The 26,792-nt window shown below is 72.6% G+C and carries 24 protein-coding genes; 6 read left to right on the top strand and 18 right to left on the bottom strand.

The genetic code is table 11. From position 1 onward, the window contains the following. Window positions 1–229 precede the first annotated feature (229 nt). Window positions 230–1,726 (bottom strand): transcriptional repressor NsdA, encoded by a 1,497-nt coding sequence (gene nsdA, locus FHS37_RS31420; protein WP_184827489.1) that lies wholly within the window; start codon window positions 1,724–1,726, stop codon window positions 230–232. Window positions 1,727–2,174: 448 nt separating this feature from the next. On the opposite strand from nsdA, the gene FHS37_RS31415 reads away from it, so the two are divergent. Further along, the gene (locus FHS37_RS31415; RefSeq protein WP_184827488.1) at window positions 2,175–2,831 is read left to right on the top strand and encodes a bifunctional DNA primase/polymerase; all 657 of its coding nucleotides are present in this window, start codon (window positions 2,175–2,177) and stop codon (window positions 2,829–2,831) included. Between the two features lie 270 nt (window positions 2,832–3,101). Here FHS37_RS31415 and ftsY read toward each other — a convergent pair whose 3' ends face one another. From ftsY to FHS37_RS31390, 5 genes are all read right to left on the bottom strand, one after another. Next, entirely contained in the window at window positions 3,102–4,304 is a 1,203-nt protein-coding gene (ftsY, locus tag FHS37_RS31410; protein WP_184827486.1) for a signal recognition particle-docking protein FtsY, read from the bottom strand. Between the two features lie 298 nt (window positions 4,305–4,602). After that, complete coding sequence (locus FHS37_RS31405) at window positions 4,603–6,021, bottom strand: sugar porter family MFS transporter (RefSeq protein ID WP_184827484.1); 1,419 nt, start codon at window positions 6,019–6,021, stop codon at window positions 4,603–4,605. Between the two features lie 193 nt (window positions 6,022–6,214). Then, on the bottom strand, window positions 6,215–9,784 hold the full coding sequence (gene smc, locus FHS37_RS31400) for a chromosome segregation protein SMC (RefSeq protein ID WP_184827482.1): 3,570 nt from the start codon (window positions 9,782–9,784) through the stop codon (window positions 6,215–6,217). A gap of 273 nt (window positions 9,785–10,057) precedes the next feature. Further along, window positions 10,058–10,261, bottom strand: a complete 204-nt coding sequence (locus FHS37_RS31395; protein WP_184827480.1) for a hypothetical protein — start codon at window positions 10,259–10,261, stop codon at window positions 10,058–10,060. Window positions 10,262–10,639: 378 nt separating this feature from the next. Next, window positions 10,640–10,921, bottom strand: coding sequence for an acylphosphatase (locus FHS37_RS31390; RefSeq protein WP_184827478.1), 282 nt, complete (start codon window positions 10,919–10,921; stop codon window positions 10,640–10,642). A gap of 179 nt (window positions 10,922–11,100) precedes the next feature. Between FHS37_RS31390 and FHS37_RS31385 the strand changes: the two genes are divergently transcribed. Continuing rightward, window positions 11,101–12,309, top strand: coding sequence for a CAP domain-containing protein (locus tag FHS37_RS31385; RefSeq protein WP_184827476.1), 1,209 nt, complete (start codon window positions 11,101–11,103; stop codon window positions 12,307–12,309). A 91-nt stretch (window positions 12,310–12,400) separates the two neighbouring features. Next, window positions 12,401–12,802 carry a winged helix-turn-helix transcriptional regulator gene (locus FHS37_RS31380; RefSeq protein WP_184827474.1) on the top strand — a complete coding sequence of 134 codons (402 nt, stop codon included), beginning with the start codon at window positions 12,401–12,403 and terminating at the stop codon, window positions 12,800–12,802. Here FHS37_RS31380 and mutM read toward each other — a convergent pair. From mutM to fakA, 9 genes are all read right to left on the bottom strand, one after another. After that, window positions 12,775–13,659 carry a bifunctional DNA-formamidopyrimidine glycosylase/DNA-(apurinic or apyrimidinic site) lyase gene (gene mutM, locus FHS37_RS31375; protein ID WP_184827472.1) on the bottom strand — a complete coding sequence of 295 codons (885 nt, stop codon included), beginning with the start codon at window positions 13,657–13,659 and terminating at the stop codon, window positions 12,775–12,777. The genes FHS37_RS31380 and mutM overlap by 28 nt on opposite strands. A gap of 79 nt (window positions 13,660–13,738) precedes the next feature. Continuing rightward, window positions 13,739–14,557 carry a ribonuclease III gene (gene rnc, locus FHS37_RS31370; protein ID WP_184827626.1) on the bottom strand — a complete coding sequence of 273 codons (819 nt, stop codon included), beginning with the start codon at window positions 14,555–14,557 and terminating at the stop codon, window positions 13,739–13,741. A gap of 19 nt (window positions 14,558–14,576) precedes the next feature. Beyond that, entirely contained in the window at window positions 14,577–14,750 is a 174-nt protein-coding gene (rpmF, locus tag FHS37_RS31365; RefSeq protein ID WP_003951102.1) for a 50S ribosomal protein L32, read from the bottom strand. A gap of 2 nt (window positions 14,751–14,752) precedes the next feature. Beyond that, on the bottom strand, window positions 14,753–15,397 hold the full coding sequence (locus tag FHS37_RS31360; protein WP_184827470.1) for a YceD family protein: 645 nt from the start codon (window positions 15,395–15,397) through the stop codon (window positions 14,753–14,755). A 159-nt stretch (window positions 15,398–15,556) separates the two neighbouring features. Next, entirely contained in the window at window positions 15,557–16,651 is a 1,095-nt protein-coding gene (locus tag FHS37_RS31355) for a cell division initiation protein (protein WP_184827468.1), read from the bottom strand. Between the two features lie 133 nt (window positions 16,652–16,784). Further along, entirely contained in the window at window positions 16,785–17,264 is a 480-nt protein-coding gene (gene coaD / locus FHS37_RS31350) for a pantetheine-phosphate adenylyltransferase (protein WP_159539033.1), read from the bottom strand. A gap of 26 nt (window positions 17,265–17,290) precedes the next feature. Then, window positions 17,291–17,878 carry a 16S rRNA (guanine(966)-N(2))-methyltransferase RsmD gene (gene rsmD / locus FHS37_RS31345; protein ID WP_184827466.1) on the bottom strand — a complete coding sequence of 196 codons (588 nt, stop codon included), beginning with the start codon at window positions 17,876–17,878 and terminating at the stop codon, window positions 17,291–17,293. 141 nt (window positions 17,879–18,019) lie between these two features. Next, the gene (gene recG / locus FHS37_RS31340) at window positions 18,020–20,242 is read right to left on the bottom strand and encodes an ATP-dependent DNA helicase RecG (protein WP_184827464.1); all 2,223 of its coding nucleotides are present in this window, start codon (window positions 20,240–20,242) and stop codon (window positions 18,020–18,022) included. Between the two features lie 38 nt (window positions 20,243–20,280). After that, window positions 20,281–22,059, bottom strand: coding sequence for a fatty acid kinase ATP-binding subunit FakA (gene fakA, locus FHS37_RS31335; protein WP_184827462.1), 1,779 nt, complete (start codon window positions 22,057–22,059; stop codon window positions 20,281–20,283). Between the two features lie 267 nt (window positions 22,060–22,326). Between fakA and rpmB the strand changes: the two genes are divergently transcribed. Next, window positions 22,327–22,512: a 50S ribosomal protein L28 gene (gene rpmB, locus FHS37_RS31330; protein WP_003993230.1), complete on the top strand. Its 186-nt coding sequence runs from the start codon at window positions 22,327–22,329 to the stop codon at window positions 22,510–22,512. Between the two features lie 259 nt (window positions 22,513–22,771). On the opposite strand, the gene thiD is transcribed toward rpmB, so the two are convergent. Together thiD and FHS37_RS31320 are read right to left on the bottom strand one after the other, a co-directional pair. After that, entirely contained in the window at window positions 22,772–23,611 is an 840-nt protein-coding gene (gene thiD, locus FHS37_RS31325) for a bifunctional hydroxymethylpyrimidine kinase/phosphomethylpyrimidine kinase (RefSeq protein ID WP_184827460.1), read from the bottom strand. Then, a complete protein-coding gene (locus FHS37_RS31320) occupies window positions 23,608–24,573 on the bottom strand; it encodes a thiamine-phosphate kinase (protein WP_184827458.1) in 966 nt (321 codons plus the stop codon). The genes thiD and FHS37_RS31320 overlap by 4 nt, the downstream gene beginning before the upstream one ends. A gap of 206 nt (window positions 24,574–24,779) precedes the next feature. Here FHS37_RS31320 and FHS37_RS31315 point away from each other — a divergent pair, with 206 nt between their 5' ends. Both FHS37_RS31315 and FHS37_RS31310 read left to right on the top strand, forming a co-directional pair. Continuing rightward, window positions 24,780–25,013: an Lrp/AsnC family transcriptional regulator gene (locus tag FHS37_RS31315; RefSeq protein ID WP_184827456.1), complete on the top strand. Its 234-nt coding sequence runs from the start codon at window positions 24,780–24,782 to the stop codon at window positions 25,011–25,013. 20 nt (window positions 25,014–25,033) lie between these two features. Next, entirely contained in the window at window positions 25,034–25,534 is a 501-nt protein-coding gene (locus FHS37_RS31310) for a DUF3515 domain-containing protein (protein ID WP_184827454.1), read from the top strand. A gap of 58 nt (window positions 25,535–25,592) precedes the next feature. Here FHS37_RS31310 and FHS37_RS31305 read toward each other — a convergent pair whose 3' ends face one another. Continuing rightward, entirely contained in the window at window positions 25,593–26,750 is a 1,158-nt protein-coding gene (locus FHS37_RS31305) for a D-alanine--D-alanine ligase family protein (RefSeq protein WP_184827452.1), read from the bottom strand. Window positions 26,751–26,792 lie beyond the last annotated feature (42 nt).

Genomic DNA, 26,792 nt, shown 5'->3' with positions numbered 1-26,792 from the left:
TTTCGCCGCCGTGACGAAGGCGCCGGGCGTGTTACGCGTCGGTGAACTGCCGGATCCGGGGCGCGCCGATCGTTGTCGTGGCGCGGCCTTCGGGGTACGGCGGTGAGCCGCGGCCGGGGAGACGACGGGCCGGCCGCGGTCGGCCTCCGAATGACCTGGCATGGGGGAGCCGAGTCGGGCAGTTCGGGAGGGCCGGCCGCGGCCGGGGCTCAGCGGTTCCTCCGGGGTGTCAGACCGCCTCCGCGGTCTCGGGCAGCTCGATCGCGAGCCGCTCGGTGAGGTCGACGACGTCGGCGAGGTCCCCGAAGTCGCGCGCGGCCGTGTCGACCGTCTTTCGGATACGAGTGTTGACGCGTTCGGAACGGACCTTCTTGGCCGCCCTGATGGCCTCGGTGGCGAAAACCACGCTCTGTTCGGGCTCCCGCTGGAGCAGGTGCACCGTGGCCATGCCGATCAGGTTGAGGGCGTAGGACCGCTGGTGCTCGCCGCCCTCCCGGCCGAACAGTTCCACGGCCCGCTGCATGAGCGGCTCGGCGAGGGAGGCGTAGGTGGGGCTGCGGCCGGCGACGTAGGCGAGGTCGCGGAAGGAGTGGGAGTTCTCGGCGTACAGCTCGGCCTCGGAGAAGAAGCGGATCCAGTCGGGTTCCGGCTCGTCCCACTCGGCGGCCTCGGCGAAGGTGTCCTCGGCCATCCTGACCGCCCGCTTGCACCGGCCGGGCTGGCCCATGTTGGCGTAGGCGCGGGCCTCCATGGCGTACAGCATCGACTGGGTGCGCGGGCTCGCGCAGTCCCGGCTGCCGTACTGCGCGAGGTGGATCAGCTCCAGGGCGTCCTCGGGCCGGCCGAGGTGGATCATCTGCCGGCTCATGTTGGACAGCACGTAGGAGCCGAGCGGCCGGTCGCCGGCCTCCTTGGCGGCGTGCAGGGCGAGCACGAAGTACTTCTGCGCGGTGGGCTGGAGTCCGACGTCGTACGACATCCAGCCGGCCAGTTCGGCCAGTTCGGCGGCGACCTTGAACAGCCGCCGGGTGGTGGCCTCGGGCTGGGGTTCCTGGAGCAGGTCCGTCACCTCGTGCAGCTGGCCGACGACCGCCTTGCGGCGCAGGCCGCCGCCGCACTGGGCGTCCCACTGCCGGAACATCACGGTGGTGGTCTCCAGCAGGTCCAGCTCCGGCTTGGACAGCCGGCCCCGGGCGCGCCCCCCGGACGACACCGGGTCCGGCTCGGGCCTGGACCGCGGGGCGGGCGGGGTGGGGACGAGCCAGCGCTGCATGGGCTCGATGAGGGGCGGGCCCGCGGAGAGGGCCAGCGAGCTCCCGAGGAAGCCGCGCCGCGCCAGCATCAGGTCGCTGCGCGAGAACTCGCTGAGCAGGGCCACGGTCTGCGGGCCCGTCCAGGGCAGGTCGACGCCGGTCGCGGAGGGTGCCGGGCGGGCGGTGCGCAGGCCCAGGTCCTCGACGGAGACCACGACGCCGAAGCGTTCGGAGAACAGCTCGGACAGGATCCTGGGGATCGGCTCGCGCGGGTTCTCGCCGTCCAGCCAGCGGCGCACGCGCGAGGTGTCGGTGGAGATGTGATTGGCGCCCAACTGGCGTGCCCGGCGGTTGACCTGGCGGGCGAGTTCGCCCTTGGACCAGCCGCTGCGGACGAACCACGAGGCGAGGAGTTCGTTCGGGCGTTTCTCCGCGCCCGCAGCATTCGTCCCGCCACCGCCGTTGCCGCTCACTGGAACGCCCCCATCCCTGAAGACCACTTGTCGCTGAGTGCGCCAAGCCCTATCAGAATGCCGGTTGCCGGGGCCGCCCGTCCGGCGGTTGTCACCCCTCGAACGGAAGGCCGAGTTGCCTCCGGCATACCCACGAGTGCATGTGCCCCAAGAAGCCGTGCACTCACCGTAGTCCTACGATCACCCGTCTCACCATGGCGGAATCGCAATCGCCACCATTCGCCACCCCTTCGAATGAACTCACAGTCGTCAACCCGCGATTCACTTGACACAGGACAGTCAGGAATGGGTGCAACGAGGCACGCAGAGGCGTGCACCGCAGGACACACCACCCCTGGGCGCTTCGGGGCGCCGACTGAGCGGTGCGGCACCGGGGAAGCCGGAAACAGAGCGTGACTTTCCGCGTCCACTGCGTAACCACCGGCACGCCGGACCCGTTGGAGGGGGCATGGGCTTCACGATCGGTATCAGTCGGGGCATCCGCGACATCCGGTCCGGCTCGCGCCGCCGCGGTCGCTCGTCGGACGCCACCGCCGTGGCGGAGTACACCGGACTGTGGGGCTGGGACGTGGTGCCGGGTGTCCGGGCCGTCGCGGGTGCCTGCTCCTGCGGCCGGACCGGCTGCCGGGCACCGGGCGCGCACCCGCTGGACTTCGCGCCGGTGATCCCCGCCGGCGCGCCGCTGGACGCGGCGACCGGGACCTGGGCCGAGTTCCCCGGGGCCTCGGTGATGCTGCCGGTCGGGCGGGCGTTCGACGTCATCGACGTCGCCGAGTCCGCCGGGCGCCACGCCCTGGCCCGGCTGGAGCGCATGGGCCTGCCGGTCGGCCCGGTCACCGCCACCCCCGACGGCCGCGCCCACTTCCTCGTCGCTCCCGGCACCGCCGCCGTGCTGCTCTACCGCATGGGCTGGGACGACCCGGCCGCCCTCGACCTGCGGGGCCTCGGCCCCGGCACGCACATCACGGCACCGCCGTCCGACCGGGGCGGCCTCGGCCCGGTGCGCTGGCTGCGCTCCCCCGCCCTGGACTCGGCGTCCCGGCCGCCCGAGGCCCGGCTGGTGCTCGGCACGCTGGCGTACGTGGCGCACCGGTCACGGACGTAGGCCCTCGCCGCCGCGGATCACCGGGCGGCCCACCGGTCCCGCGGATCGCCGGACGGCCCACCGGTCCCGCGGATCGCCGGACGGCCCACCGGTCCCGCGGATCGCCGGACGGCCCACCGGTCCCGCGGATCGCCGGACGGTCCACCGGATCGCCGGACGGTCCACCGGTCCCGCGGGACCGGCTCCGCACACGGCGAAGCGCCCGTCCTCCGACCGACTCGGAGGCGGGCGCTTCTTCGCGTCTGCCGGACGGGCCCCGCGGCCCGGGGCTCAGTCCCCGATGAGCGCGTCCACGAACGCCTCCGGCTCGAACGGCGCCAGGTCGTCGGCGCCCTCGCCGAGACCGATCAGCTTCACCGGGACGCCCAGCTCGCGCTGGACGGCGATCACGATGCCGCCCTTGGCCGTGCCGTCCAGCTTGGTGAGCACGATGCCGGTGATGTCGACGACCTCGGCGAAGACCCGGGCCTGGACGAGTCCGTTCTGACCGGTGGTGGCGTCGAGCACGAGCAGCACCTCGTCCAGCGGGGCCTGCTTCTCCACGACGCGCTTGACCTTGCCCAGCTCGTCCATGAGGCCGGTCTTGGTGTGCAGGCGGCCGGCGGTGTCGATGAGCACGGCGTCCGCGGCCATCTCCTTGCCCTCCTTGACCGCGTCGAACGCGACGGAGGCCGGGTCGCCGCCCTCGGGACCGCGCACGGTGTGGGCGCCGACCCGCTCGGCCCAGGTCTGGAGCTGGTCGGCGGCGGCGGCACGGAAGGTGTCGGCGGCGCCGAGGACGACGGTGTTGCCGTCGGCGACCAGCACGCGGGCGAGCTTGCCGGTGGTGGTGGTCTTGCCGGTGCCGTTGACGCCGACGACCATCACGATGCCCGGACCGCCGGCCGCGTTCTCCGTGTGCACGGTGCGGTCCATCTCGGGGCCGACCAGCGTGATCAGCTCCTGGCGGAGCAGGCCGCGCAGCTCCTCGGGGGTGCGGGTGCCGAGCACCTTCACGCGCTCGCGCAGCCGCTCGACCAGTTCCTGGGTGGGCTGCACGCCGACGTCGGCGGTGAGCAGGGTGTCCTCGATCTCCTCCCAGGTGTCCTCGTCGAGGTGCTCGCGGGACAGCAGGGTGAGCAGCCCCTTGCCCAGGGCGTTCTGCGAACGGGAGAGACGGGCTCGGAGCCGGATCAGGCGTCCGGCGGTGGGCTCCGGGATCTCGATCGGAGGAGCCTCGACGGTGGGTGGCTCCTCGATGACGACGGGCGGGCCGCCGACCGGAAGATCAACCTCCTCGATGGTGCGCCGCGGTTCCTCCCGCGGCGTCTCGGCCTCTTCGCCGACGTGCGGCTCGGCCGGAGGGGCGGTGATGTCGGGCGCGGCGGGCGGCGGCGGGGGCAGCGGCTTCTTGCGCCTGATCCCGACGATGAGCCCGCTGAGCGCGCCGAGCACGACCACGGCGATGACTACAGCAAGGATGACGATGTCCATAACAGCCCCAGTATCGGCCATGGGCCCCCGCTCGCCCCGACGGTGACGCGCGCCGGACCACCCGCCTCGGGCCGCCGTTCCCCCGGCGACGTCCGCCGGGGGCCGGGGCGGCCGGCCGACTCCCCGCGCACGGCGGCTGGTTCCCCCGCGCACGGCGTCGCGCACAGGGCACCGCCCCGGTCCGGGGGAACCGGGCCGGGGCGGTGGTGGGGGGTACGAGGAGAGGGGCAGCGGGGACGTGAACCCTTCTCCCCGGGTTCGCGGGACGGGACGGGCCCGTCCGACGGGGGGAGGCGGGTCAGCCCATCTCCTCCAGCGCCTTGCCCTTCGTCTCCTTCACGAACTTGAGGACGAACGGGACGGAGAGCGCGGCGAACACCGTGTAGATCACGTAGGTGACGGACAGGTTCCAGTCGGCCAGCGACGGGAAGCTCGCGGTGATGGCCCAGTTGGCGATCCACTGCGCGGCGGCGGCCACGCCCAGGGCGGCGGCGCGGATCCGGTTGGGGAACATCTCGCCGAGCATGACCCAGACGACCACGCCCCAGGACAGGGCGAAGAAGAGGACGAAGACGTGGGCGGCGACCAGGGCGACCCAGCCCTGGGTCTCGGGGAGCTTGCCGCCGACGAGGTCGAAGGAGAACGCCCAGGCCTCCAGCGCGAGGCCGATCACCATGCCGACGGAGCCGATGATCGCGAGCGGCTTGCGGCCGATGCGGTCGACGAAGATCATCGCGATGACGGTGCCGACGATGTTGATGATCGACGTGGTGAAGGAGTAGAAGAACGAGTCCGTCGGGTCGACGCCGACCGACTGCCACAGCGTCGAGGAGTAGTAGAACGCGACGTTGATGCCGACGAACTGCTGGAACACCGACAGGCCGATGCCGATCCAGACGATCGGCTTGAAGAAGAAGCTGCCGCCGAGCAGGTCCTTGAAGCTGGACTTCTCCTCGCGGTGCATCGCCGACTCGATCTCGGTGACGCGGGCGGTCAGGTCGACGTCCTTGCCCTCGACCTCTTCGAGGATCTGCCGGGCGCGCTCGTGCTTGCCGACGGAGATCAGGTAGCGCGGGGACTCGGGGATGGCGAAGGAGAGCAGGCCGTAGAGGACGGCGGGGACGACCATCACGCCGAGCATGAGCTGCCAGGCCTCCAGGCCCAGCAGCTCGCCGCGCTGGTCGCCGTCGGCGGCGTTCAGGATGCCCCAGTTGACCAGCTGCGAGACGGCGATGCCGACGACGATCGCGGCCTGCTGGAAGGAGCCGAGCCGGCCGCGGTAGGCGGGCGGGGCGACCTCGGCGATGTAGGCCGGGCCGATGACCGAGGCCATGCCGATGGCGAAGCCCCCGACGACCCGCCAGAAGGCGAGGTCGTACAGGGAGAAGGGCAGCGCGGAGCCGACGGCGCTGACGGTGAACAGGACCGCGGCGATCTGCATGCAGCGGATGCGGCCGATGCGGTCGGCTATGCGGCCGGCGGTCGCGGCGCCGATGGCGCAGCCGATCAGGGCGATGGCGATGACCTGCGCGAGGGCGGCGGAGCCGATGTCGTAGCGGTCACGGATGGCCTCGACGGCGCCGTTGATCACGGAGCTGTCGTAGCCGAAGAGGAAACCGCCCATGGCGGCCGCCGCCGCGATGAAGATGACGTGCCCGAGATGTTCGGGATGAGCCGTCCCGGCTCCTGACTTCTGTGCCTGCGTGGTGCTGGTCACGTGTACTCCTCGGGCCACCGGCAACGTCGCCGGATGGGGGTCAGCCCTTCGAGGTCCAGCTGAAGGTACCTGAAGGTAAAAACAACATTGCAGAGACTATGTCTTCAACTTTTGAAGTCAATAGGCTTGCGCTTGTGAGTTTGAAGACGTGCCGAGGTGAAGAACGTTCAGAACTTGAAGATTTTGTGGCGCTCTAGCGCAGACGCTGGCTGATGACCTTGGACACGCCGTCGCCCTGCATGGAGACGCCGTAGAGCGCGTCGGCGACCTCCATGGTGCGCTTCTGGTGCGTGATCACGATCAGCTGCGAGGCCTCCTGCAGCTCCTGCATGATCCGGATCAGCCGCTGGAGGTTGGTGTCGTCGAGGGCGGCCTCGACCTCGTCCATCACGTAGAACGGGCTGGGCCGCGCCTTGAAGATCGACACGAGCAGGGCCACGGCGGTCAGCGACCGCTCCCCTCCCGAGAGCAGCGACAACCGCTTGACCTTCTTGCCCGGCGGACGCGCCTCGACGTCCACGCCCGTGGTGAGCATGTTGTCGGGGTCGGTCAGCACCAGGCGCCCCTCACCGCCCGGGAACAGGCGGGAGAAGACGCCCTCGAACTCGCGGGCCGTGTCCCGGTAGGCCTCGGCGAAGACCTGCTCGACCCGTTCGTCGACCTCCTTGACGACCTGGAGCAGGTCCGCGCGGGTCTTCTTCAGGTCCTCCAGCTGCTCGCCGAGGAACTGGTGGCGTTCCTCCAGCGCCGCGAACTCCTCCAGGGCGAGCGGGTTCACCTTGCCGAGCTGCTGGTACGCGCGCTCGGCGGCCTTCAGGCGCTTCTCCTGCTCGGCCCGCACGAAGGGGCGGGGCCTGTTGCGCGGGTGCTCCGGGTCCTCCGGCAGCTGTTCGCCCTCGGCGGGGGGCGAGGGCGGCACCAGCTGGTGCGGACCGTACTCCGCCACCAGCCCGGCCGGTTCGACACCCAGTTCCTCCAGCGCCTTGGTCTCCAGCTGCTCGATCCGCAGCCGCTTCTCGGCGCCGAGTACCTCGCCCCGGTGGACCGAATCCGTCAACTTGTCGAGTTCCGCCTTGAGATCGCGGCCCTCGGTCCGGGCACGGGCGAGTTCCTGCTCGCGGTGGGCCTTGGCGGCCTCGGCGGCGGTGCGCTCCTCGTCGGCGCGGGCGAGGGAGACCTCGACGTGCGCCAGCAGCTGCCGGGCGCCGGAGGCCACGGCCGCGGCGACGGCCGCCTCGTGCCGCAGCCGGGCCCGCCGCTGCTCGGCACGCGCGCGTGCCTCGCGTTCCGCGCGGGCGGCCCGGTCCAGGGAGTCGGCCCGCCCGGCGAGCCCCTTGACCCGTTCCTCGTGGGTGCGGACCTGGAGACGGGCCTCCATCTCGGTCTGGCGGGCGTTGGCGCCGTCGGCGGCGAGCCGGTCGCGCACGGAGGTGTCGGGCTCCTCCGCCCCTCCCTCCCCGAAGGGGGCACTCTCCTCCGCGACGGCGAGCCGTTCGGCGAGTTCCTCGACCTCGGCGAGCGCCGTGTCGAGGGCTTCCTGGGCCCGGGCCGCGGCGGCGTCGGCCCGCTCGGCCTCCCCGGCGGCGCCGCGCGCCTGCCCGGCGAGCCGCCCGAGCCGCTGGGCGACGGCGGACTTCTCCCGGTCGGCGGCCCGGCGCCGCTCCCCCAGTTCCTCGACGAGGGCCGCGCACTCCGTGCGCCGCCCGGCCGCCACGGCCTGCGCCCCGGCCAGTTCCTCGCACCGCACGGCCAGCTCCTCCAGCTCGGCGGCGGCCTCGTCCACGGACGCCTGCACCTCCAGCAGGCTGGGCGCCCCGGCGGACCCGCCCTGGGCGAAGTGCGCTCCCAGCAGATCGCCCTCGGCGGTGACGGCGGTCAGGTCGGGCCGGGCGCGGACCAGGTCCTCGGCGTCCTCCAGGGTGCCCACGACGACGATCCCGCGCAGCAGCCGCCGTACGGCGGGCAGCAGGGCTGCGGGCCCGCGCACCAGATCGGCGGCGTACGGCGGCCCGTCGGCCCGCGGCTGCTCCGGTACGTCGTCGGGGGCGCCGGCGAGCAGCAGGGCGGCCCGGCCGGCGTCCTGCTTGCGCAGCAGGCGGATGGCGTCGGCGGCGTCCGACGGGGACGTCACCGCGAGGGCGTCGGCGGCGGCGCCGAAGGCGGCGGCCAGGGCGACCTCGTGGCCGGGCGCCACGGTGAGGAGTTCGGCGGCCGGCCCCAGCAGTCCGGTGAGCCGGTCCTCGGCCGCGAGCAGCGCCCCGGTGCCGTCCTTGCGGCGCAGCCCCAGGGCGAGGGCCTCGTGGCGGGCCCGGGTCGCGGCGCGCTCGCGCTCGGCCGCGCCGGCCGCCTCCCGGGCGGCGCTCAGGGCGCTCTCCGCCTCGGCCAGCCGGCGCTTGGCCGTCTCGTGCCGCTCGGCGAGTTCCGCGTCGTCGGCGTCGAGGCCGTCGACCTCGGCCTTGAGCGCCTCGTACTCCTCCTGGGCGGCGACGGCCCGCTCCCGGGCCTCGTCGCGGGCGGCGGTCAGGCGCTCGATCTCGGACTGGGCGGCGGCGGCGCGCGAACGGGCGGCGCCCACCTGGCCCTTGAGCCGGGCGAGTCCTTCGCGCCGGTCGGCGAGGGCGCGGGCGGCGTCCTTCAGCCGCCGTTCCTCCTGGGCCAGTTCGCGCTCCAGTTCGGCCCGGTGGGCGACCGTGTCCTCCAGGGCGCGCTCGGCCGCCTCCAGGGCCGCCTCCAGCTCGGCCTCCTGTTCGCGGATGCGGGCGGCCTCGCGCTCCATGTCCTCGGGGTCGCGGCCGCGCCGCTCCTCGGGAGGTGCGGAGGTGGCGCTCTTCACGCGCGCGTCGGCCAGCGAGACCGTGCCGCGCACCCGCTCGGCGAGCTGGGAGAGCTCGTACCAGGTCTGCTGGGCGTTCTGCAGCCGCGGGACGAGCCGGCGCACCTCGTCCTCCAGCAGGGCCTCGCGCCGGAGGGCCTTCCCCAGTTCCCGTTCGGCCGCCTCCTTGCGCTCCTTCAGTGCGGCCTCGTCGGCGACCTCGGCGTCGAGGGCCTCGCGCAGCCGTACGAGGTCGTCGGCGAGCAGGCGCAGCCGGGCGTCGCGCAGGTCGGCCTGGATGACGGCGGCCCTGCGGGCGACCGCCGCCTGGCGGCCGAGCGGCTTGAGCTGCCTCCTGAGCTCGTCGGTGAGGTCCTGCACGCGCGCGAGGTTGGCCTGCATCGCGTCCAGCTTGCGCAGCGCCTTCTCCTTGCGCTTGCGGTGCTTGAGGACGCCGGCGGCCTCCTCGATGAAGGCGCGGCGGCCCATCGGGTCGGCGTGCAGCACGGAGTCGAGCTGGCCCTGGCCGACGATGACGTGCATCTCGCGGCCGATGCCGGAGTCGGAGAGCAGTTCCTGGATGTCGAGGAGACGGCAGGTGTCGCCGTTGATCTGGTACTCGCTGCCGCCGTTGCGGAACATGATCCGCGTGATGGTGACCTCGGAGTACTCGATGGGCAGCGCCCCGTCGGAGTTGTCGATGGTCAGCGACACCTCGGCGCGGCCGAGCGGCGGGCGGCCGGTGGTGCCGGCGAAGATGACGTCCTCCATCTTGCCGCCGCGCAGCGACTTGGCGCCCTGCTCGCCCATGACCCAGCTGAGCGCGTCCACGACGTTGGACTTGCCCGAGCCGTTCGGCCCCACGACGCAGGTGATGCCCGGCTCGAACCGGAGCGTGGTGGCCGAGGCGAACGACTTGAAGCCGCGGAGGGTCAGGGCCTTGAGGTGCACGCCGTCGGACTCTACCCGCCGGTGGGGTCTCACTCCATGAACGCGCGGTTTCGCCGGTGAACGCACAGGGCACACCAGACGTTGAAGACGGTGAAAGGATGCGCGGGACAAGGAGCGCCGGGTAGGGGGCGCGGACACCGGACGCGTGCGCGGGGGCGAGGACGCGGAGGCAAGAAAGAAGGGACGCCGGGGCGTCCCTTGCCATTCTGACTGCTCGGCGGTGGTGACGGGCGGGCCCGACCACTGCTGTGCTGTTGTGGAGCGGTGCAGTGATCAGGTGAGCGCAGGCTCCGCCTGGTGTGCGTCAACGCTCTCCATGCTCCTGTCGTGAGAAGCGGCAGCCGTCAGCGCTTCGTTCTCCGCCTGGATCCGTACGAGCTCGGATTCCAGGTCCTGGACGCGCTGCTGGAGCCGTCGCATCTCGGCGAGGAGTCGAGGGTCGGAGCCGCCGACGTAACCGAGAAGCGCCTTTGCCATGATGGATGGTCCTCCACACTGAGTGACCGACCGATGCGGTGTGGGTCGTGAGGGATTCGCACCCGCGGTGCTTGGCAGGCCTGGAGTTGTGCTGCCGTTCAGCCATGCCAAACAGCTAAGGTGCGCGGGGCTTTCAGCGTCTCACCAAAAAGTTTGACGGTCAACACGATCACGCCCCGTATCGGCGGACAACCGGGCGCGCACGGCCGGGAACGGCGGCGCCGCGAGACCTGCGGGTCCTCGGGGGCTGGGCGATCATCTTCGCGGGTGGAGCCTCCCACGACAAGCCGTTGTTGGCAATCACCTGGACGTTTTCCCCGACGGAGGCCCGCGGCGGGCGCCGGACGGCACCCGCGGGAGCCCCGGGGAGCGGCGGGATCAGCGGACGGCGAACCCCTCGTAGCCGCCGCGCGGTGTGTCCCAGATCTCGGTGACACCGTCCACGCGTCCGGGCGTGTCGCCGGCCTGGAGCCACTCGAGCAGCCCCTCGCAGCGTTCGCGGGAGCCCTCGGCGACCACCTGGACCCGGCCGTCGCCCAGATTGAGGGCAAAGCCGCTCAGGCCGCCGATCTCCAGGGCCTTGGCCCGCGTGAACCAGCGGAAACCCACACCCTGGACGCGTCCCCGCACCCAGGCGACCAGTCGCACATCGTCGCTCATGACGGCAACCTAACCGGTCAATGTCACTCGAGGCACTCCCTCCCCGGAGTGCATGCGGTACCGTCCCCACCCATGAATCTCATATGAAACTCACTCGATCGTGTGAGTTTCGTGTTGATCATGGATGTCGCGTCAGGTCGCGAGTACGAGTCGACCACAAGGACGAGGAAGGCCAGGACATGGGACGCCACCGACGCTCCGCCGCCGGCCGCGCCGCCACGGGCCGCGCCACGGGGGTCACTCACGACGGGTCCCACGGCGGGGGCCGAAGCCCGCTGAGCGCCCGTACGGACGGCCAGCCCACCATGGGCATCGCGCCGTACCTGAACCCCGAGGCGTACGCCGGGACGTACGCGAAGAGCCAGGCCTACCTCTTCGGGACGGACGACGGGTCCGGGGCCTTCGAGACCGCGGTCCTGCCCGGTCACGACTTCTCGGGCGACGGTTTCGCGGCCGGCTCCACCAGCGGCTCCTTCCCCGACGGCCGTTTCCCCGACGACCGCTTCCCGGACGACGGCCTCACCCCCGGCGGGGGCGCCCGGCGCGCGGACGGGCACCGGCGCCGCAAGAAGAAGGCCGCCACGCCGGTCCGCACCGGTCTGCTCGGCGTCTCCGCCGCGGTGGCCCTCGGCACGGTCGCGGTGGCCACGGGCGCGGTGCCCGGCCTCGAGAACTACAAGCTCGGCGGCGACCGCACCCCCGGTGACAAGGTGCAGGCCGGGGACGTGGCGACCAACCTGCCCAGCGAGCAGGGCGGCACGTCCGGCAGCGCCGAGACCCCGAGCCGTGACGCCGGTGCCCCGGCGAGCCGCGACGCCGGGCGCTCCGCCTCCCCCGAGCCGTCGGCATCGGCCTCCGCCTCGACCGCCCCGACGAAGACGCCGGAGAAGAAGGCACCGGAGAAGAAGCAGCCCGCGGCGACCCCGAGCGAGGAGCAGGAGAGGACTCCGTCCCGCAAGGCCGAACCGAAGCCGGAGAAGAAGCCGGGCGCCCCGGTGGCCACGTCGGCGGAGGCCGCCGCCGGGGCCCAGGTCCTCAAGCTGGTCAACGAGGAACGGGCCAAGGCGGGCTGCAGCCCCGTCGCCGCGAACAGTGCGCTGACGGATCTGGCCACCGCGTTCAGCGAGGACATGGCCCAGCGGGGCTTCTTCGACCACACGGACCCCGACGGCGACACCCCGTGGGACCGGGCCCAGGCGGCCGGCGTCAGCGGCCTCGGCGGCGAGAACATAGCCCGCGGCCAGGCCGACGCCGAGGCCGTCATGCAGGCCTGGATGGACAGCCCCGGCCACAAGGCGAACATACTGAACTGCGACTTCAGGACACTGGGCGTGGGCGTCCACTTCGGGCCGGGCGGCCCGTGGTGGACCCAGAACTTCGGCTACTAGCCGCCCCCTTCTCCGGGAGGACCGGCAGGTGACGCTGAACAGGAGTTAGCGCTGCCTGTCGGTCAGCGCTGCTCTGACGTAGGCTCGGACCATGACGACCACGCAGCCGCGCCCGGAGGAGCAGGATCTGCCCTTCAACGTGTTCGCCAGGGCCTGCCCCTCCCGCAGCACCCTGGAGCACGTGACCGGGCGCTGGGGCGCGCTGACGCTCGGCGCGCTGTCCGAGGGCTCGCTCCGGTTCAACGAGCTGCGCCGCCGGGTCGACGGCGTGAGCGAGAAGATGCTGTCCCAGACGCTGCACGCGCTGGAGCGCGACGGCCTGGTGCACCGCGAGGCACAGCTCACCAACCCGCCCCGCGTGGACTACGAACTCACCCCGCTGGGCCGCGAGGTCGCGCAGCGCCTGCTGTCCCTCATCCGCTGCGTGGAGGACAGCATGGACACCGTGCTCGAGGCACGTGAGCGTTACGACGCCGCGCGCGGCGCCCGCTGACACCTCGGGCAGAAGTAGCTGGACCGGTTCATCCACGGCCGCCTGCGCATCGGCGTGCCGCAGCGGCGGCAGGGCAGTCCCTCGCGGCCGTAGGCGTCCAGGGACCGGTCGAAGTAGCCCGACTCGCCGTTGACGTTCACGTACAGGCTGTCGAAGCTGGTGCCGCCGGCCGTGAGGGCCGCGTTCATGACGTCCCGGACGTGTCCCAGCAGGAGCAGGCTGCGCGGACGGGTGAAGCCGGCCGTCGGGCGTTCGTAGTGGATGCGGGCGCGCCACAGCGCCTCGTCCGCGTAGATGTTGCCGACTCCGCTGATCAGTGACTGGTCGAGCAGGGCCCGCTTGATGGTGGTGCGCTTGCGGCGCAGCGCGCGGTGGAAGGCCTCGTCGTCGAAGAGCGGGTCGAGCGGATCGCGGGCGATGTGGGCGATGACGTCCGGCAGGCCGTCGGGGGTGTTGTCGTGCAGCGACAGGCCGCCGAAGGTGCGCTGGTCGACGAAGCGGAGTTCGGTGGGCCCCGCCGCGTCAGCGGCTGGTTCCTGCGTCTCCGTGAAGCGGACCCGGATGCGCAGGTGCTTCTCGTCCGGTGCGTCGTGCGGCTGGACGAGGAGCTGGCCGCTCATGCCGAGGTGGGCCAGGATCGACTGGTCCGTGTCCTCCAGCGGCAGCCACAGGTACTTGCCGCGGCGGCTGGGGGTGCCGATGCGGTGGCCCTTGAGGCGGTGCGCGAAGTCGTCGGCGCCGGCGAGGTGGCGGCGCACCGCGCGCGGGTGCAGGACCTCGGCCTCGGCGACGGTGCGGTGGGCGACCCACCGCTCGAGTCCGCGCCGTACGACCTCGACTTCGGGCAGCTCGGGCATGGTTCCCCCTCCCAGGGGCGGTGTACGAGCACCGAGCGCCCGCCCCGGGTCGGGACGGGCGCTCGGGACACGCTGTTCGTCAGGCGGAGGCCGACGGGGTGTCGGCGCTCCGGCCGACGGCTCGTGCCTCGGCGGCCTGGACGGCCTCCTCGGCCTCGGCCGCCGCCTTGGCTCGCTCGTCCGCCGCGCCCTTGATGGCGCGCCAGGCGGACTCGGCGGCCTGCTGCTCCGCCTCCTTCTTGCTGCGGCCGGTGCCGGTGCCGTACGAGACGCCTCCGACGCGGGCGGCAGCAGTGAAGGTCTTCTCGTGGTCGGGGCCGGTCTCCGTGACCAGGTACTCGGGGACACCGAGTCCTTCGGTCGCGGTGAGCTCCTGGAGACTGGTCTTCCAGTCCAGGCCGGCACCGAGGTTGGAGGACTTCTCGATCAGGGGGTCGAACAGGCGGTGCACCAGTTCGGAGGCCGCGTCGAGGCCCTGGTCGAGGTAGACCGCGCCGATCACCGCTTCGAGGGTGTCGGCGAGGATGGACGCCTTGTCCCGGCCGCCCGTGCCCTCTTCACCGCGGCCGAGCCGGATGAAGGAGCCCAGGTCGAGGCCGCGGCCCACCTCCGCCAGCGCACGCGAGTTGACCACCGCGGCCCGCAACTTGGCCAACTGGCCCTCGGGCAGATCGGGGTGGGTGCGGTACAGCGTGTCCGTGACGACGAGGCCGAGCACGGAGTCCCCGAGGAACTCCAGCCGCTCGTTCGTCGGCAGACCGCCGTTCTCGTACGCGTAGGAACGGTGGGTCAGCGCGCGTACCAGAAGGGCGGACTCGACCTTGTAGCCGAGCCGCCCTTCCAGAAGCGTGTGGGACGAGGCCTGGTTGTCCGCTGAGTTCTTCTTCGGCGTGGACACAGTGCCTCTCACCAGCCGCTCAGACCTCGAGGACCTGGCGCTTGTTGTAGGTGCCGCAAGACGGGCACGCGATGTGCTGCTGCTTGGGCTCGTGGCAGCGCTCGCACGCAACCAGGGTGGGGACCGCAGCCTTCCACTGCGACCGGCGGTGGCGCGTGTTGCTGCGCGACATCTTCCGCTTCGGAACAGCCACGGCTACTTCTCCTGCTTCTCGTCGACGCCCGGTTCGGCGCCGCCCATCTCGTCCTTCTCGCCGTCCTTCATGGTGTCGGCGAGTCCCTGCAATGCCGCCCAACGGATGTCGACGGCGTCGTGGTGGTGGTCCGGGTCGTCAGCGAGCCGCGCTCCGCACTCGGAGCACAGACCCGGGCAGTCTTCCTGGCACACCGGCTGCATCGGCAGTGCGAGCACCACCGCATCACGCAGCACAGGTTCGAGGTCGATCAGACCGTCCTCGACAAAGAGCCTGTCCTCGTCGTCCTCGGCGTCGTCGCCCGGTTCCGCGATCACGCGGCCCCGGTCGTCGGCGTCAGGGTACGAGAACATCTCCTGGAAGTCCGCTTCGAGCTCCAGCTCGAGCGGCTCCAGACACCTTACGCACTCCCCCTCGGCCGTCGCACGGGCGGTGCCTGTGACGAGCACACCTTCCATGACGGACTCGAGCCGGAGGTCGAGTTCCACCGGGGCGCCTTCCGGCACTCCGACGACCTCCTTGATACCGAGGTCCTGGGGAGCGTCGACCGTGCGGGTCAGGCGCTGCAGCGCACCGGGCCGCCGACCCAGCTCGTGCGTGTCGAGCACGAGGGGGTTGCGGTGGTCGAGGCGGGCGTTCGGAGCCATCTCTGCTTTCGGTCTTCGGAACTCGGGGAAACGCTGGCCCCGGACACTTCCCGTGTCCGGACAGCGGTGATCGCGGACATACGCACGACCGAAGAGCCAGGATACTGGACCTTTCGCTCTCGGCCCAATCCGGCCTCCCGTGACGGGCGGCTTCGGCGGTCAGCCGTTGCCGCGGCCCTGCTCGTAGGCCCGGAGCTGCTCGGCGCTGATCATGCTCGTGTCGAAGAGGCTGGTCTCGTCGAGGGCGGGCCGGTCCTGCTGCGGGACGTAGCCCTGCTGGGCCTGACCGGGGTCGTACGCCGGCTGCTGCGGGGCGTCGTAGCCCTGGTAGGCGGCGTACGGGTCGGCCTGCGGGTAGCCGTAGGCGTCCTGCCCGTCGCCGTACTGCTGCGGGTAGCCGCCGTACGGCTCCGGCTGCCGGTCCTGCTGCGGGTAGCCGTACGCCGGCTGCTGCGGGGCGTAGTCCGGCTGCTGGGGGGCGTAGTCCGGCTGCTGGGGGGCCTGCGGCGGCTGGTGGGCCGGCGGGGCCGGGGTGTCCGCGATCGACGCGAGGTCGGCGAGGTAGTCGGCGTCGCTGGAGTGCTGCACGGTCGTGGGGTCGTCGGCGAGGGCGCCGAGGTCGTCGGTGGCGATCCGGCCGTGCAGCTTCTGGCGGCCCCGGCCGACCGCCTCCAGGGTCTTGGCGAGGACCGCCTCGAAGGCGCCGAGCTTGACGTCGACGTACTCGTCGGCGGTCCGGCGCAGGGTCTCCGGGTCGTGGCTGCGCTCGGGGGCGTCCTCGTCCTCGTAGCCCTGCTCGTCGAGGCCGGGGCCGGTGCCGAGCAGCTTCTCGCGGCCGCGGCCGACCGAACCGAGGGTCTTGGTGAGGACGACCTCGAAGTTGGCGAGCTTGGAGTCGACGTAGTCGTCGGCCTCGGCGCGGATCTCCTCGGCCTCCTTGCGGGCCTCGGCGAGGATGCGGTCGGCCTCGGCCTGGGAGCGGCGGGCGACCTCGGTGCCGGCGATCAGGGAGCCGCGCTCGGCGTGGGCGCTCTCGATGATCCGCTCGGCCTCCCGGCGGGCCTCCTCGACCAGCTGCTCGCGGTCGCCGATGAGTTCCCGGGCCTGGGCGAGGGAGTCGGGCAGCGCCGCGCGCACCTCGTCGAGCATCGAGAGCAGTTCGGCGCGGTTGACCACGCACGAGGCCGACATGGGCATCGACCGGGCACTGGAGACCGCGGCGACGATCTCGTCGAGCTTCTTCTGCACGTCCACCGTGTGCTCGCCACTCTCTACAGCTGTGTTGGAGACGGACGGGACGACTGTACGGCCCCGGGGCGGGCGGGGGACACCGGCCGGCGGTTCGCCGGCCGCCGGAGTGTTCCCGGGCGTCGTCGGCGCGTCGTCCTCAGTCCTTGCGCAGGCGCTCGGTGAGGGCCGCCAGGACCTCCGCCGGCACCAGGTGGGAGACGTCGCCGCCCCAGGCCGCGACCTCCTTGACGAGCGAGGAGGACAGGAAGCTGTAGGTGGGGTTGGTGGGGACGAAGAGGGTCTCCACGCCCGAGAGGCCGTTGTTCATCTGGGCCATCTGCAGCTCGTAGTCGAAGTCGCTGACGGCGCGCAGGCCCTTGACGATGGCGGGGATGTCACGCTGCTTGCAGAAGTCGACGAGGAGGCCGTGGAAGGCCTCGACGCGCACGTTCCCGTACTCGGCGGTGACCCGGCGGATCAGGTCGATCCGCTCCTCGATCTCGAACAGGCCCTTCTTGGACTGGTTGATCATCACCGCGACGTAGACCTCGTCGTACAGCCTGGAGGCTCGGGCGATGATGTCGAGGTGTCCGTTGGTGATCGGGTCGAACGACCCGGGGCATACGGCGCGGCGCACTTGTGATCCCTCGCTCTCCGGTCCGGTCATCGTGCGTCTTCGCACGTAGAGGCGGCGCGACCGTACCAAAACGTTCCCTCGCCGTAGCGGCGGGCCCGGATCGCGTCGAAGCCGGGCGGCCACCTGAATTCCCCGCCTCTGGTGCTGCGCTCCACGGTGACGAGGGCGTCCTCCGCGAGCCAGCCCTCCGAGCGGAGTGTGAGCAGAATCTCGCGAAGATCGTCGTCCGAGACGGCGTAGGGGGGGTCCAGGAACACGATGTCGTACGGCTCGTCCGGCGGCGCCGTACGGACGATCTGTTCCGCTTTGCCCGGTCGGACCTCGGCGCCGGGGAGTCCGAGCGACCTGACGTTGTCCCGGACCGTGCGCACGGCCCTGGCGTCGGCCTCGACGAGCAGGGTGTGGCCGGCGCCCCGGGACAGTGCCTCCAGGCCGACGGCGCCGGACCCGGCGTACAGGTCGAGGACGCGTTCGCCGTCCAGCGGGCCGCCGAGCAGCGCCTGCCAGGTGGAGAACAGGCCCTCGCGCGCGCGGTCGGAGGTGGGACGGGTGCCGTTGCCCGGCGGAACGGCCAGGCGGCGTCCGCCGGCCGCGCCGGCGATCACGCGGGTCATCTCGGGTCCTTGTTCACGGTTGTCCGCGGTTCGCGGAGGCGGTTACGCGTCCAGTCTGGCAGGCGGAGCGGGGCGGTCGCGCCGCCGTGGCGGCTGCGGGTCCGCCGCGGTGGGGGTCCCGCGCCTTCGAGGCCGGCCTCCTCAGCCCTTCTCCAGGTACTGCTCCCTCTCCTCGTCCAGGAGGGCGTCCAGTGCCGTGCGCAGGGCCGGCAGGCGCTCCAGCTCCGGGTCGGCGGCGACGACCGCGGCGGCCTCCCGGCGGGCCTCGGCGATCACCTCCTCGTCGTCGATGACCGCGAGCATGCGCAGGCTGGACCGGGTGCCGGACTGGGCCTGGCCCAGCACATCGCCCTCGCGGCGCTGCTCGAGGTCGATCCGGGAGAGCTCGAAGCCGTCGAGGGTGGAGGCCACCGCGTTCAGCCGCTGCCGGGCCGCGCTCGCCTCGGGCATCTCGGTGACCAGCAGGCACAGGCCGGGGGCCGAGCCGCGGCCGACGCGGCCGCGCAGCTGGTGGAGCTGGGAGACGCCGAAGCGGTCGGCGTCCATGATCACCATCACGGTGGCGTTCGGGACGTTGACGCCGACCTCGATGACGGTCGTGGCGACCAGGACGTCGGTCTCGCCGGCCGCGAAGCGGCGCATCACGGCGTCCTTGTCGTCGGGCTGCATCCTGCCGTGCAGGACCTCGACCCGCAGGCCCTGCAGCGGGCCCTTCGCGAGCTGGTCGGCGATGTCGAGGACGGCGAGGGGCGGACGCTTCTCGGCCTCGTCCTCGGGGGACGCCGGTTTCCTCCGGCCGGCCTTCCTCGGGTCCTCCTCCTCGTCGCCGATGCGCGGGCAGACCACGTACGCCTGGTGGCCGTTCGCCACCTCCTCGCGCACCCGCTCCCAGGCACGGGCGAGGAAGTGGGGTTTGTCCGCGGCGGGGACGACATGGCTGGCGATCGGCGAACGCCCGGCCGGGAGCTGGTCCAGGACGGAGGTCTCCAGGTCGCCGAAGACGGTCATGGCGACCGTGCGCGGAATGGGCGTGGCGGTCATGACGAGCAGGTGCGGCGGCTGCTTGCCCTTGCCGCGCAGGGCGTCGCGCTGCTCCACGCCGAACCGGTGCTGTTCGTCGACCACGACCAGGCCCAGGTCGTGGAACTGCACCTTGTCCTCGATCAGCGCGTGGGTGCCGATGACGATGCCGGCCTCGCCGGTGGCCAGGTCCAGCAGGGCCTGGCGCCGCGCGGCCGCGCCCATGGAACCGGTGAGCAGCACCACCTTGGTGGCGTTCTCCGCTCCCCCGAGCATCCCTCCCTCGGCGAGCTCTCCCATCATCTCGGTGACCGAACGGTGGTGCTGCTGGGCGAGCACCTCGGTGGGCGCCAGCATCGCCGCCTGTCCCCCGGCGTCGACGACGGCGAGCATGGCGCGCAGGGCGACCATCGTCTTCCCGCTGCCGACCTCGCCCTGCAGCAGCCGGTGCATCGGGTGCTCGGTGGCGAGGTCGGCGAAGATCTCCCCGGAGACCTTCTGCTGGCCCTCGGTGAGCGTGAAGGGGAGGCGGTCGTCGAAGGCGGCGAGGAGACCGTCCGGCTTCGGTCTGCGGGCGACGGCGGGCAGTTGGGCGTCGGCGTGCCGGCGGCGGGCGAGGGCGACCTGGAGGACGAAGGCCTCGTCCCACTTGAGGCGGGCGCGGGCGTCCTCGATGTCCGCCTTGGTGTGCGGGCGGTGGATCTTCAGCAGGGCCTCGGGGAGGGAGACCAGTCCACGGCCGTCGCGCAGGGAGTCGGGGAGCGGATCGACGGCCTCCTGGGCGCTGGGCAGGACCGTCTGGAGCGCCTTGCCGATCTTCCAGGACTCCAGCTTGGCCGTGGCGGGGTAGATCGGGATGAGGGCGCCGGCCCAGGACTCGACCGTCTCCGCCGCGCCGTCGCCGTCGCCGTGCAGCAACTCGTAGGCGGGGTGGGCGAGCTGGAGGCGGCGGTTGAAGACGGACACCTTGCCCGCGAACATCGCGCGGGTGCCCGGCAGGAGTTCCTTGTGGGGCTTGTGGACACCGGCGCCGAAGAAGACCAGCCGGAGCCGGCCGCTGCCGTCCGTGATGGTCACTTCCAGGCGCTGGCCCTTGCCGCGGGGGGCCTTGGCGGAGGCGAAGGTGTGCAGGCGGGCCTCGGCGACCTGGGCGACCACCGTGACGTGCTCGTCCATGGGGAGGTCGGCGAGGTGGGTGAGCTGGCCCCGCTCCTCGTACCGGCGGGGGTAGTGGTGGAGGAGGTCGCCGACGGTGTGCAGGCCGAGGTGCTCGGCCATCACCTTCGCGGTGGCGGGGCCGAGCACCTTCTTCAGTGGTTCTTCCAGTGCGGGCACGGGATCCATTGGACACCACGGCACTGACACCCCGTGGACGCCGGGGCTCACTCCACCCCGATGAGCAGCAGGGCGCCCTGCCTGCCGCCGTGGTACACCACCGTGTCGACGGCCAGGTAGCCCTCGCGGACCCGGGCCTCCAGGTGGCCGGCGACGGCCTCGGGGGTCTCGTCGCCGATGACCAGGGTGACCATCTCGCCGCCGGCCGCGAGCATGCGGTCGAGGACGGTCTCGGCGACGGCCGTGAGGTCCTGCCCGATCACGGCCACGTCCCCGTCGATGAGGCCGAGGACGTCACCGGCCTGGCAGATGCCGGCCATGGTCCAGGACCGGTGCTCGGCGACGGTGACCTCGGCGTAGCGGGTCGCGCCCGCCGCCGACGTCATCGACACCACGTCCTCGTCGAAACGGCGCTCCGGTTCGTGCACCGCGAGCGCCGCGATGCCCTGGACCGCGGAGCGGGTCGGGATGAGGGCCACCCGGATGCCCTCGGCCCGGGCCTGCTCGGCCGCCGCGGCGGCGGTGTGGCGCAGGTCCGCGTCGTTGGGCAGCAGCACCACCTCGCGCGCGTGCGCCCGCCGTACGGCCTGGACGAGTTCGCCGCTGGCGGGCGGCTCCCCGGGTCGTGCGAGCACGGGGGTCGCGCCGGCCTCGGCGTACAGCCCGGCCAGGCCCTCGCCCGGCACCACGGCCACGACGGCCCGCTGGGCACGCTCCCCGGACGACCGCCCGGCTCCCGCGGTGTGCACGTCCCCGGCACCGAAGTGGGTGATGCGGATGCGGTACGGCCGCCCGGCCTCGACCCCGGCCTCGACCGCCGCGCCCGCGTCGTCGACGTGCACGTGGACGTTCCACAGCCCGTCGCCGCCGACCACGACGAGCGAGTCCCCCAGCCCGTCCAGCCGCTCCCGCAGCCGTGCCACGGCCGCGTCGTCGGCCTCCAGGAGGTAGATCACCTCGAAGGCGGGCCCGCCGGATCCCGGGACGGCACCGCCGTCGGCGCACTCACCGGGCTCGGCGACGTCCCGCGGAAGGCCTCCACGAGCCTCCGCGCACGCGTGGGGCCCGGGACCGGCGGGGCGTACGGAGCCGCTCCACGGGCCCCCCACCGCGGGCGTCGCGCGCGGCGTCTCCCCCGTGAACGTCTCCACCAGTGCCGAGAGCACCGCCACCAGGCCCCTGCCGCCCGCGTCCACCACCCCCGCGCGCCGGAGGACGGCCAGCCGGTCCGGCGTCTCGGCGAGGGCCGCGCGGGCGCCCTCGTAGGCCGCCCGTGCCACCGCCCCGCAGTCGTCCTCCGCACCGCCGGCCGCGTCGGCGGCCGCCGAGGCGACGGTGAGGACCGTGCCCTCGACGGGGTGGGCGACGGCCCGGCGCGCGGAGTCGGCCGCGTGCCGCAGGGCGAGCCGCAGCCCCTGCCCGTCGGCACGGGCCGCGGTCCCGTCCCCGGCCAGCACCTGGGCCATCCCGCGCAGCAGCTGGGCCAGGATCGTCCCGGAGTTCCCGCGGGCGCCGATCAGCGCCCCGTGCGCCATCGCCCGTACCGCGTCGGCCAGCGCCGGTCCCCCGGCCGCACCGGCCGCACCGGTCGAGGGACCGCCGGGCCTCACCGCGGGGCCCGCCTCGTGTCCCGCGAACACCGCCTCGACCGCGGCGGTCGCCGACTCGACGGTCAGGTAGAGGTTGGTACCGGTGTCCCCGTCCGCCACGGGGTAGACGTTGATCGCGTCGATCTCCTCGCGCGCCCGTCCCAGCGCCTCCAGCGCGAGACCGCACCAGGCACGCACCGCGAGAGCATCGAAGAACGTCTGCGGCACCTGCGCCACCTGCGCCTCCCTGAGCTGCTGGACGTGGCACGCAGCGTAGACCTTGGGGCGTCGCCCGCCGGAAGAGGGCCGCGGGCGGACCCCTGAGCCGCCGTGGTAGTTTCGTTCCACGGGCGCAGCCGTTGTATGCTGCTCCGGTTGCCCGATCCGATCGGGCCTCTCCCCTGGCAGCGCCACTCAGATTCCACAGGGCTCCTGTAGCCCGGGATCTCGATCCCGGCATGCCGGGATCCACCGTAAGTGCATCTGAAGTCTTTGGAGTGACCCGTGGCTGCCAACTGCGACGTCTGCGGCAAGGGGCCGGGCTTCGGCAACAACATCTCGCACTCGCACCGCCGTACGTCCCGCCGCTGGAACCCGAACATCCAGCGTGTGCGTACCGTGGTCGGCGGGACGCCGAAGCGCGTGAACGCCTGCACCTCGTGCATCAAGGCCGGCAAGGTCTCGCGCTGACGCTTCCGCTGAGCGCGCGGCCACAACCGGTTTCGCCGCATGGAGCCGGTCCACCTCGGGTGGGCCGGCTTTCTGCCGTGTCCGGACGGTGATCCGCGGGCCGCACGGGACACGGGCGGCCCGGCGGCCGTCGTGCCGCGGGGCGTCGGCGGGGCCTCGGCCGCCCCGGAACGCCGGCCGGTCGCGGTCCACCGCAGTCCACCGGCCGGCCCCGTCCGCCCGTCGGGCGCCCCGAGCGCCCCGTCCGCTCCTCGGGACGTCAGCCGGCCCCGGCCGTCCCGCCACGGATCCGCCGTCCGAGCTCCCAGCCGTGGTCCACCGGACCGATGCCGCCGCCCAGGGCGAACCCGGCCGCGATCGCCCCGGTGACGTACTCCTTGGCCGCCGTCACCGCCTCCGGCACCGACCGCCCCATCGCCAGCTGTGCCGCGATCGCCGACGCGAGCGTGCAGCCCGTGCCGTGGGTGTGCCGGTTGTCGTGCCGGGGGGCGCGCAGCCAGTGCTCCTGCGAGCCGTCCGTCAGCAGGTCGACGGCCTGGTCCGTCCCCGCCGCGAGATGGCCGCCCTTGATCACCACCCAGCGCGGCCCGAACGCCAGCACCGCCCGGGCCGCCCGGCGCATGTCGGGCTCCGATCCGACCCGCACGCCCGTGAGTTGCTCCACCTCGTCCAGGTTCGGCGTGGCCACGGTCGCCACCGGCAGCAGCCTGGTCCGCACGGAGTCCAGCGCGGAGACGGCCAGCAGCGGGTCCCCGTGCTTGGAGACCCCCACCGGGTCGACGACCGCCGGCGCGTCCGTGCCGGCGATCAAGTCGGCCACGGTCTCGACGAGTTCGGCGGAGGCCAGCATGCCGGTCTTGACCGCCTGCACGCCGATGTCGTCGACGACGCTGCGGTACTGGGCCCGCACCGCCTCCACGGGGAGCTCCCAGGCGCCCTGCACGCCGAGGGAGTTCTGCGCGGTCACCGCGGTGAGCACGCTCATGCCGTGCACGCCGAGCGCGAGCATCGTCTTCAGGTCGGCCTGGATGCCCGCGCCGCCGCCGGAGTCGGAGCCGGCCACGGTGAGGACCCTCGGCGGCGCACCTCCCGCCCTCACGACTCGATGCCCCCGAAGTGGTCCCAGCCGCCCTGGGTCGTCCAGGGCGCCCCGTCGACCGTCACCTGGGGCAGCGCCGAGGGGTTGAGCACCTCGCCGATCACCTTCCAGCGGGCGGGCAGCTTCACGTCCGGCGGGAAGGTGGCCACGATCGCGTGGTCCTCTCCCCCGGTCAGCACCCACTGCATGGGGTCCACGCCGACGGCCTGGCCGATGTCGTTCATCTGCGAGGGGATGTCGATCGCCCCGGAGCGGATGTCGATGCGCACCTTGCTGGCCTCGGCGATGTGCCCGAGGTCGGCGATCAGCCCGTCGCTCACGTCGCACATCGCGGTGGCGCCCAGCCCGGCCGCGGCCGGGCCCGCGTGGTACGGCGGCTCGGGGCGCCGGTGCGCCTCGACGAAGGCGCGCGGTGAGCGGAAACCGCGGGAGAGCACCGCGTGCCCGGCCGCGGACCAGCCGAGCCAGCCGGTCACCGCGACGAGGTCACCGGGCTGTGCGCCGGCCCGGGTCACCGGCTCCTGGTTGCGCAGATCGCCGAGCGCGGTGATCGACACCATGATCGTGTCACCGCGCACGACGTCACCGCCGACGACCGCGGCGCCCGCGACCTGGCACTCGTCGCGCAGACCGTCCATCAGCTCCGAGGGCCAGGTGACGGGCAGTTCCGCCGGGACGACCAGGCCGAGCAGCAGCGCGGTCGGCACGGCGCCCATGGCGGCGATGTCGGCGAGGTTCTGCGCGGCGGCCTTGCGGCCGACGTCGTAGGCCGTGGACCAGTCGCGGCGGAAGTGCCGGCCCTCCACCAGGATGTCGGTGCTGGCCACGACCCTGCGGTCGGGCGCGGCGACCACCGCGGCGTCGTCGCCGGGGCCGACCCGGACCGCCGGGGTGGTGGTGAGACGGGAGGTGAGCTCCCTGATGAGCCCGAACTCCCCGAGCTCACCAACAGTGCCCTTCATGTCCCTTGCTCCCCTTCTGTCCCTGACCGTGCCCGGTCGCGAGTCGTCCGTGCGCTCGCTACGGTCGAAGTGACCACCGACATCTCACGTGCCCGGACCCCGGCGCGCAAGGCCCGGTTCCCGCAGATCTCCCCGCGACGAGCGGCGACGCGATACCGTGGCGTTCCTTTTCCCCACATGATCCTCGTGGCCGCCCTGGAGGTTCCGTGGTACAGGCGTACATCCTGATCCAGACGGAGGTCGGCAAAGCGTCGACCGTCGCCGAGCTGATCGGCAAGATCCCTGGAGTCATCCAGGCCGAGGACGTGACCGGACCGTACGACGTGATCGTGCGCGCCCAGGCCGACACCGTCGACGACCTGGGGCGGATGGTGGTCGCCAGGGTTCAGCAGGTGGACGGGATCACCCGCACCCTGACCTGCCCGGTCGTTCATCTGTAGCCCCCGTCTACCCTGTGCCGGTGAACTCCTTCCGTCACCGGCACGCCATCCTGCCCGCCCTCGCGGTGCTGATCACCACCGCGGGCTGCTCCCCTGCAGACGACAGCGCATCCGCGGCGGTTCCCAGCCCGGACGCGAAGGTCACCGAGCTGTGTCAGAACCTGGACAAGGCCCTGCCGGCGAAGGTGGACGGCGAGAGTCGCGACGATCCCGAACCCGCGTCCGAACTGACCGCGGGCTGGGGCGGCGTGGCGATCATACTGCGGTGCGGTGTCGAGCGACCGCCGAAGATGGCCGACCCCAAGGTGGCCAACGGCCACGACCCCGACGCGGTGCCGGGCGGAGTGAACGGCGTCGACTGGCTGATGGAGAAGCGGGAGGACGACGACCACCGCTTCACCACCGCCAACCGCGAGGCGTACGTCGAGGTCGAGGTGACCGACGGGCGGGACAGCACGGGCGTGCTGATCGACCTCGCCCCGGCCGTCAAGAAGGCGATCCCCGAGGGGATCGCCTCCTGAAGCCGTACGGCCGGTACGGCCCGTACGGCCCGTGCGCCGCCCGTGTCCCGGGGACGGCTCAGCGCAGCCCGGTCGAGCGCCGCAGTGCCGCCTGCACCAGCCGGTCCACCAGTTCCGGGTAGCCGATGCCGGTGGCCTGCCACATCTGCGGGTACATCGAGATGGGCGTGAAGCCGGGCATCGTGTTGATCTCGTTGATCACGAACTCGCCGTCCTCGGTGAGGAAGAAGTCCGCGCGGACCAGTCCCTCGCAGGAGGCCGCCTCGAACGCCTCGACCGCGAGCCGGCGCACCTCGGCCGTCTCCTCCTCGGTCAGCGGCGCGGGCACGATGCCGGGCGTGGAGTCGATGTACTTGGCCTCGAAGTCGTAGTACGCGTGTGCGTCGGGCGGCGGGATCTCGGCGGGCACCGAGGCGCGCGGGCCGTCCTCGAACTCCAGCACGCCGCACTCGATCTCGCGGCCGCGCAGCGCCGCCTCCACGAGGACCTTCGGGTCGTGGCGCTGGGCCTCGGCGATCGCCTCGTCCAGGCCGGAGAGGTCGTCGACCTTGGTGATGCCGATCGACGAGCCGGCCCGCGCGGGCTTCACGAACAGCGGCCAGCCGTGCTCGCCGGCGAAGTCGACGATCCTCCTGCGGGCTGCGGACTCGTCCTGCCGCCACTCGCGCGGCCGGATCACCAGGTACGGGCCGACCTCGAGCCCGAAGGAGGTGAACACCCGCTTCATGTACTCCTTGTCCTGGCCGACGGCCGAGGCGAGCACGCCCGAGCCGACGTAGGGGACGCCGGAGAGCTCCAGCAGGCCCTGCAGGGTGCCGTCCTCGCCGTAGGGTCCGTGCAGCACCGGGAAGACCACGTCGACCTCACCGAGCGCCTTGGGCACCGAACCGGGCTCGCTGTAGACGACTTCGCGGCTGGCGGGGTCGACCGGGAGCACCACGCCGCCCTCCGCCGACTCGGCGAGCTGGTCGACGCTCGGGGTGCGGCGGTCGGTGATCGCCATGCGCTCCGGTTCGTCGGCCGTGAGCGCCCAACGGCCGTCCTGGGTGATGCCGATCGGCAGGACGTCGTACTTGTTCCGGTCGATGGCCTTGAGGACGGCTCCGGCGGTGACCACGGAGATCCCGTGTTCGGAACTGCGCCCGCCGAACACGACGGCCACCCGCGGCTTGCGCGGCGGCTGCTCGGGGCTCTGGGGGAGGTTCTCGGTGCTCATATCGCGACGAGAGTACCCGTTGGTAGGGCCGGGAGACAGCGC

The organism is Streptomyces griseomycini, assembly GCF_014203535.1.
Classification (GTDB): domain Bacteria; phylum Actinomycetota; class Actinomycetes; order Streptomycetales; family Streptomycetaceae; genus Streptomyces; species Streptomyces griseomycini.
The sequence above is the reverse complement of the archived record's forward strand: the minus strand, read 5'-3'. Positions and strand labels throughout refer to the sequence as shown.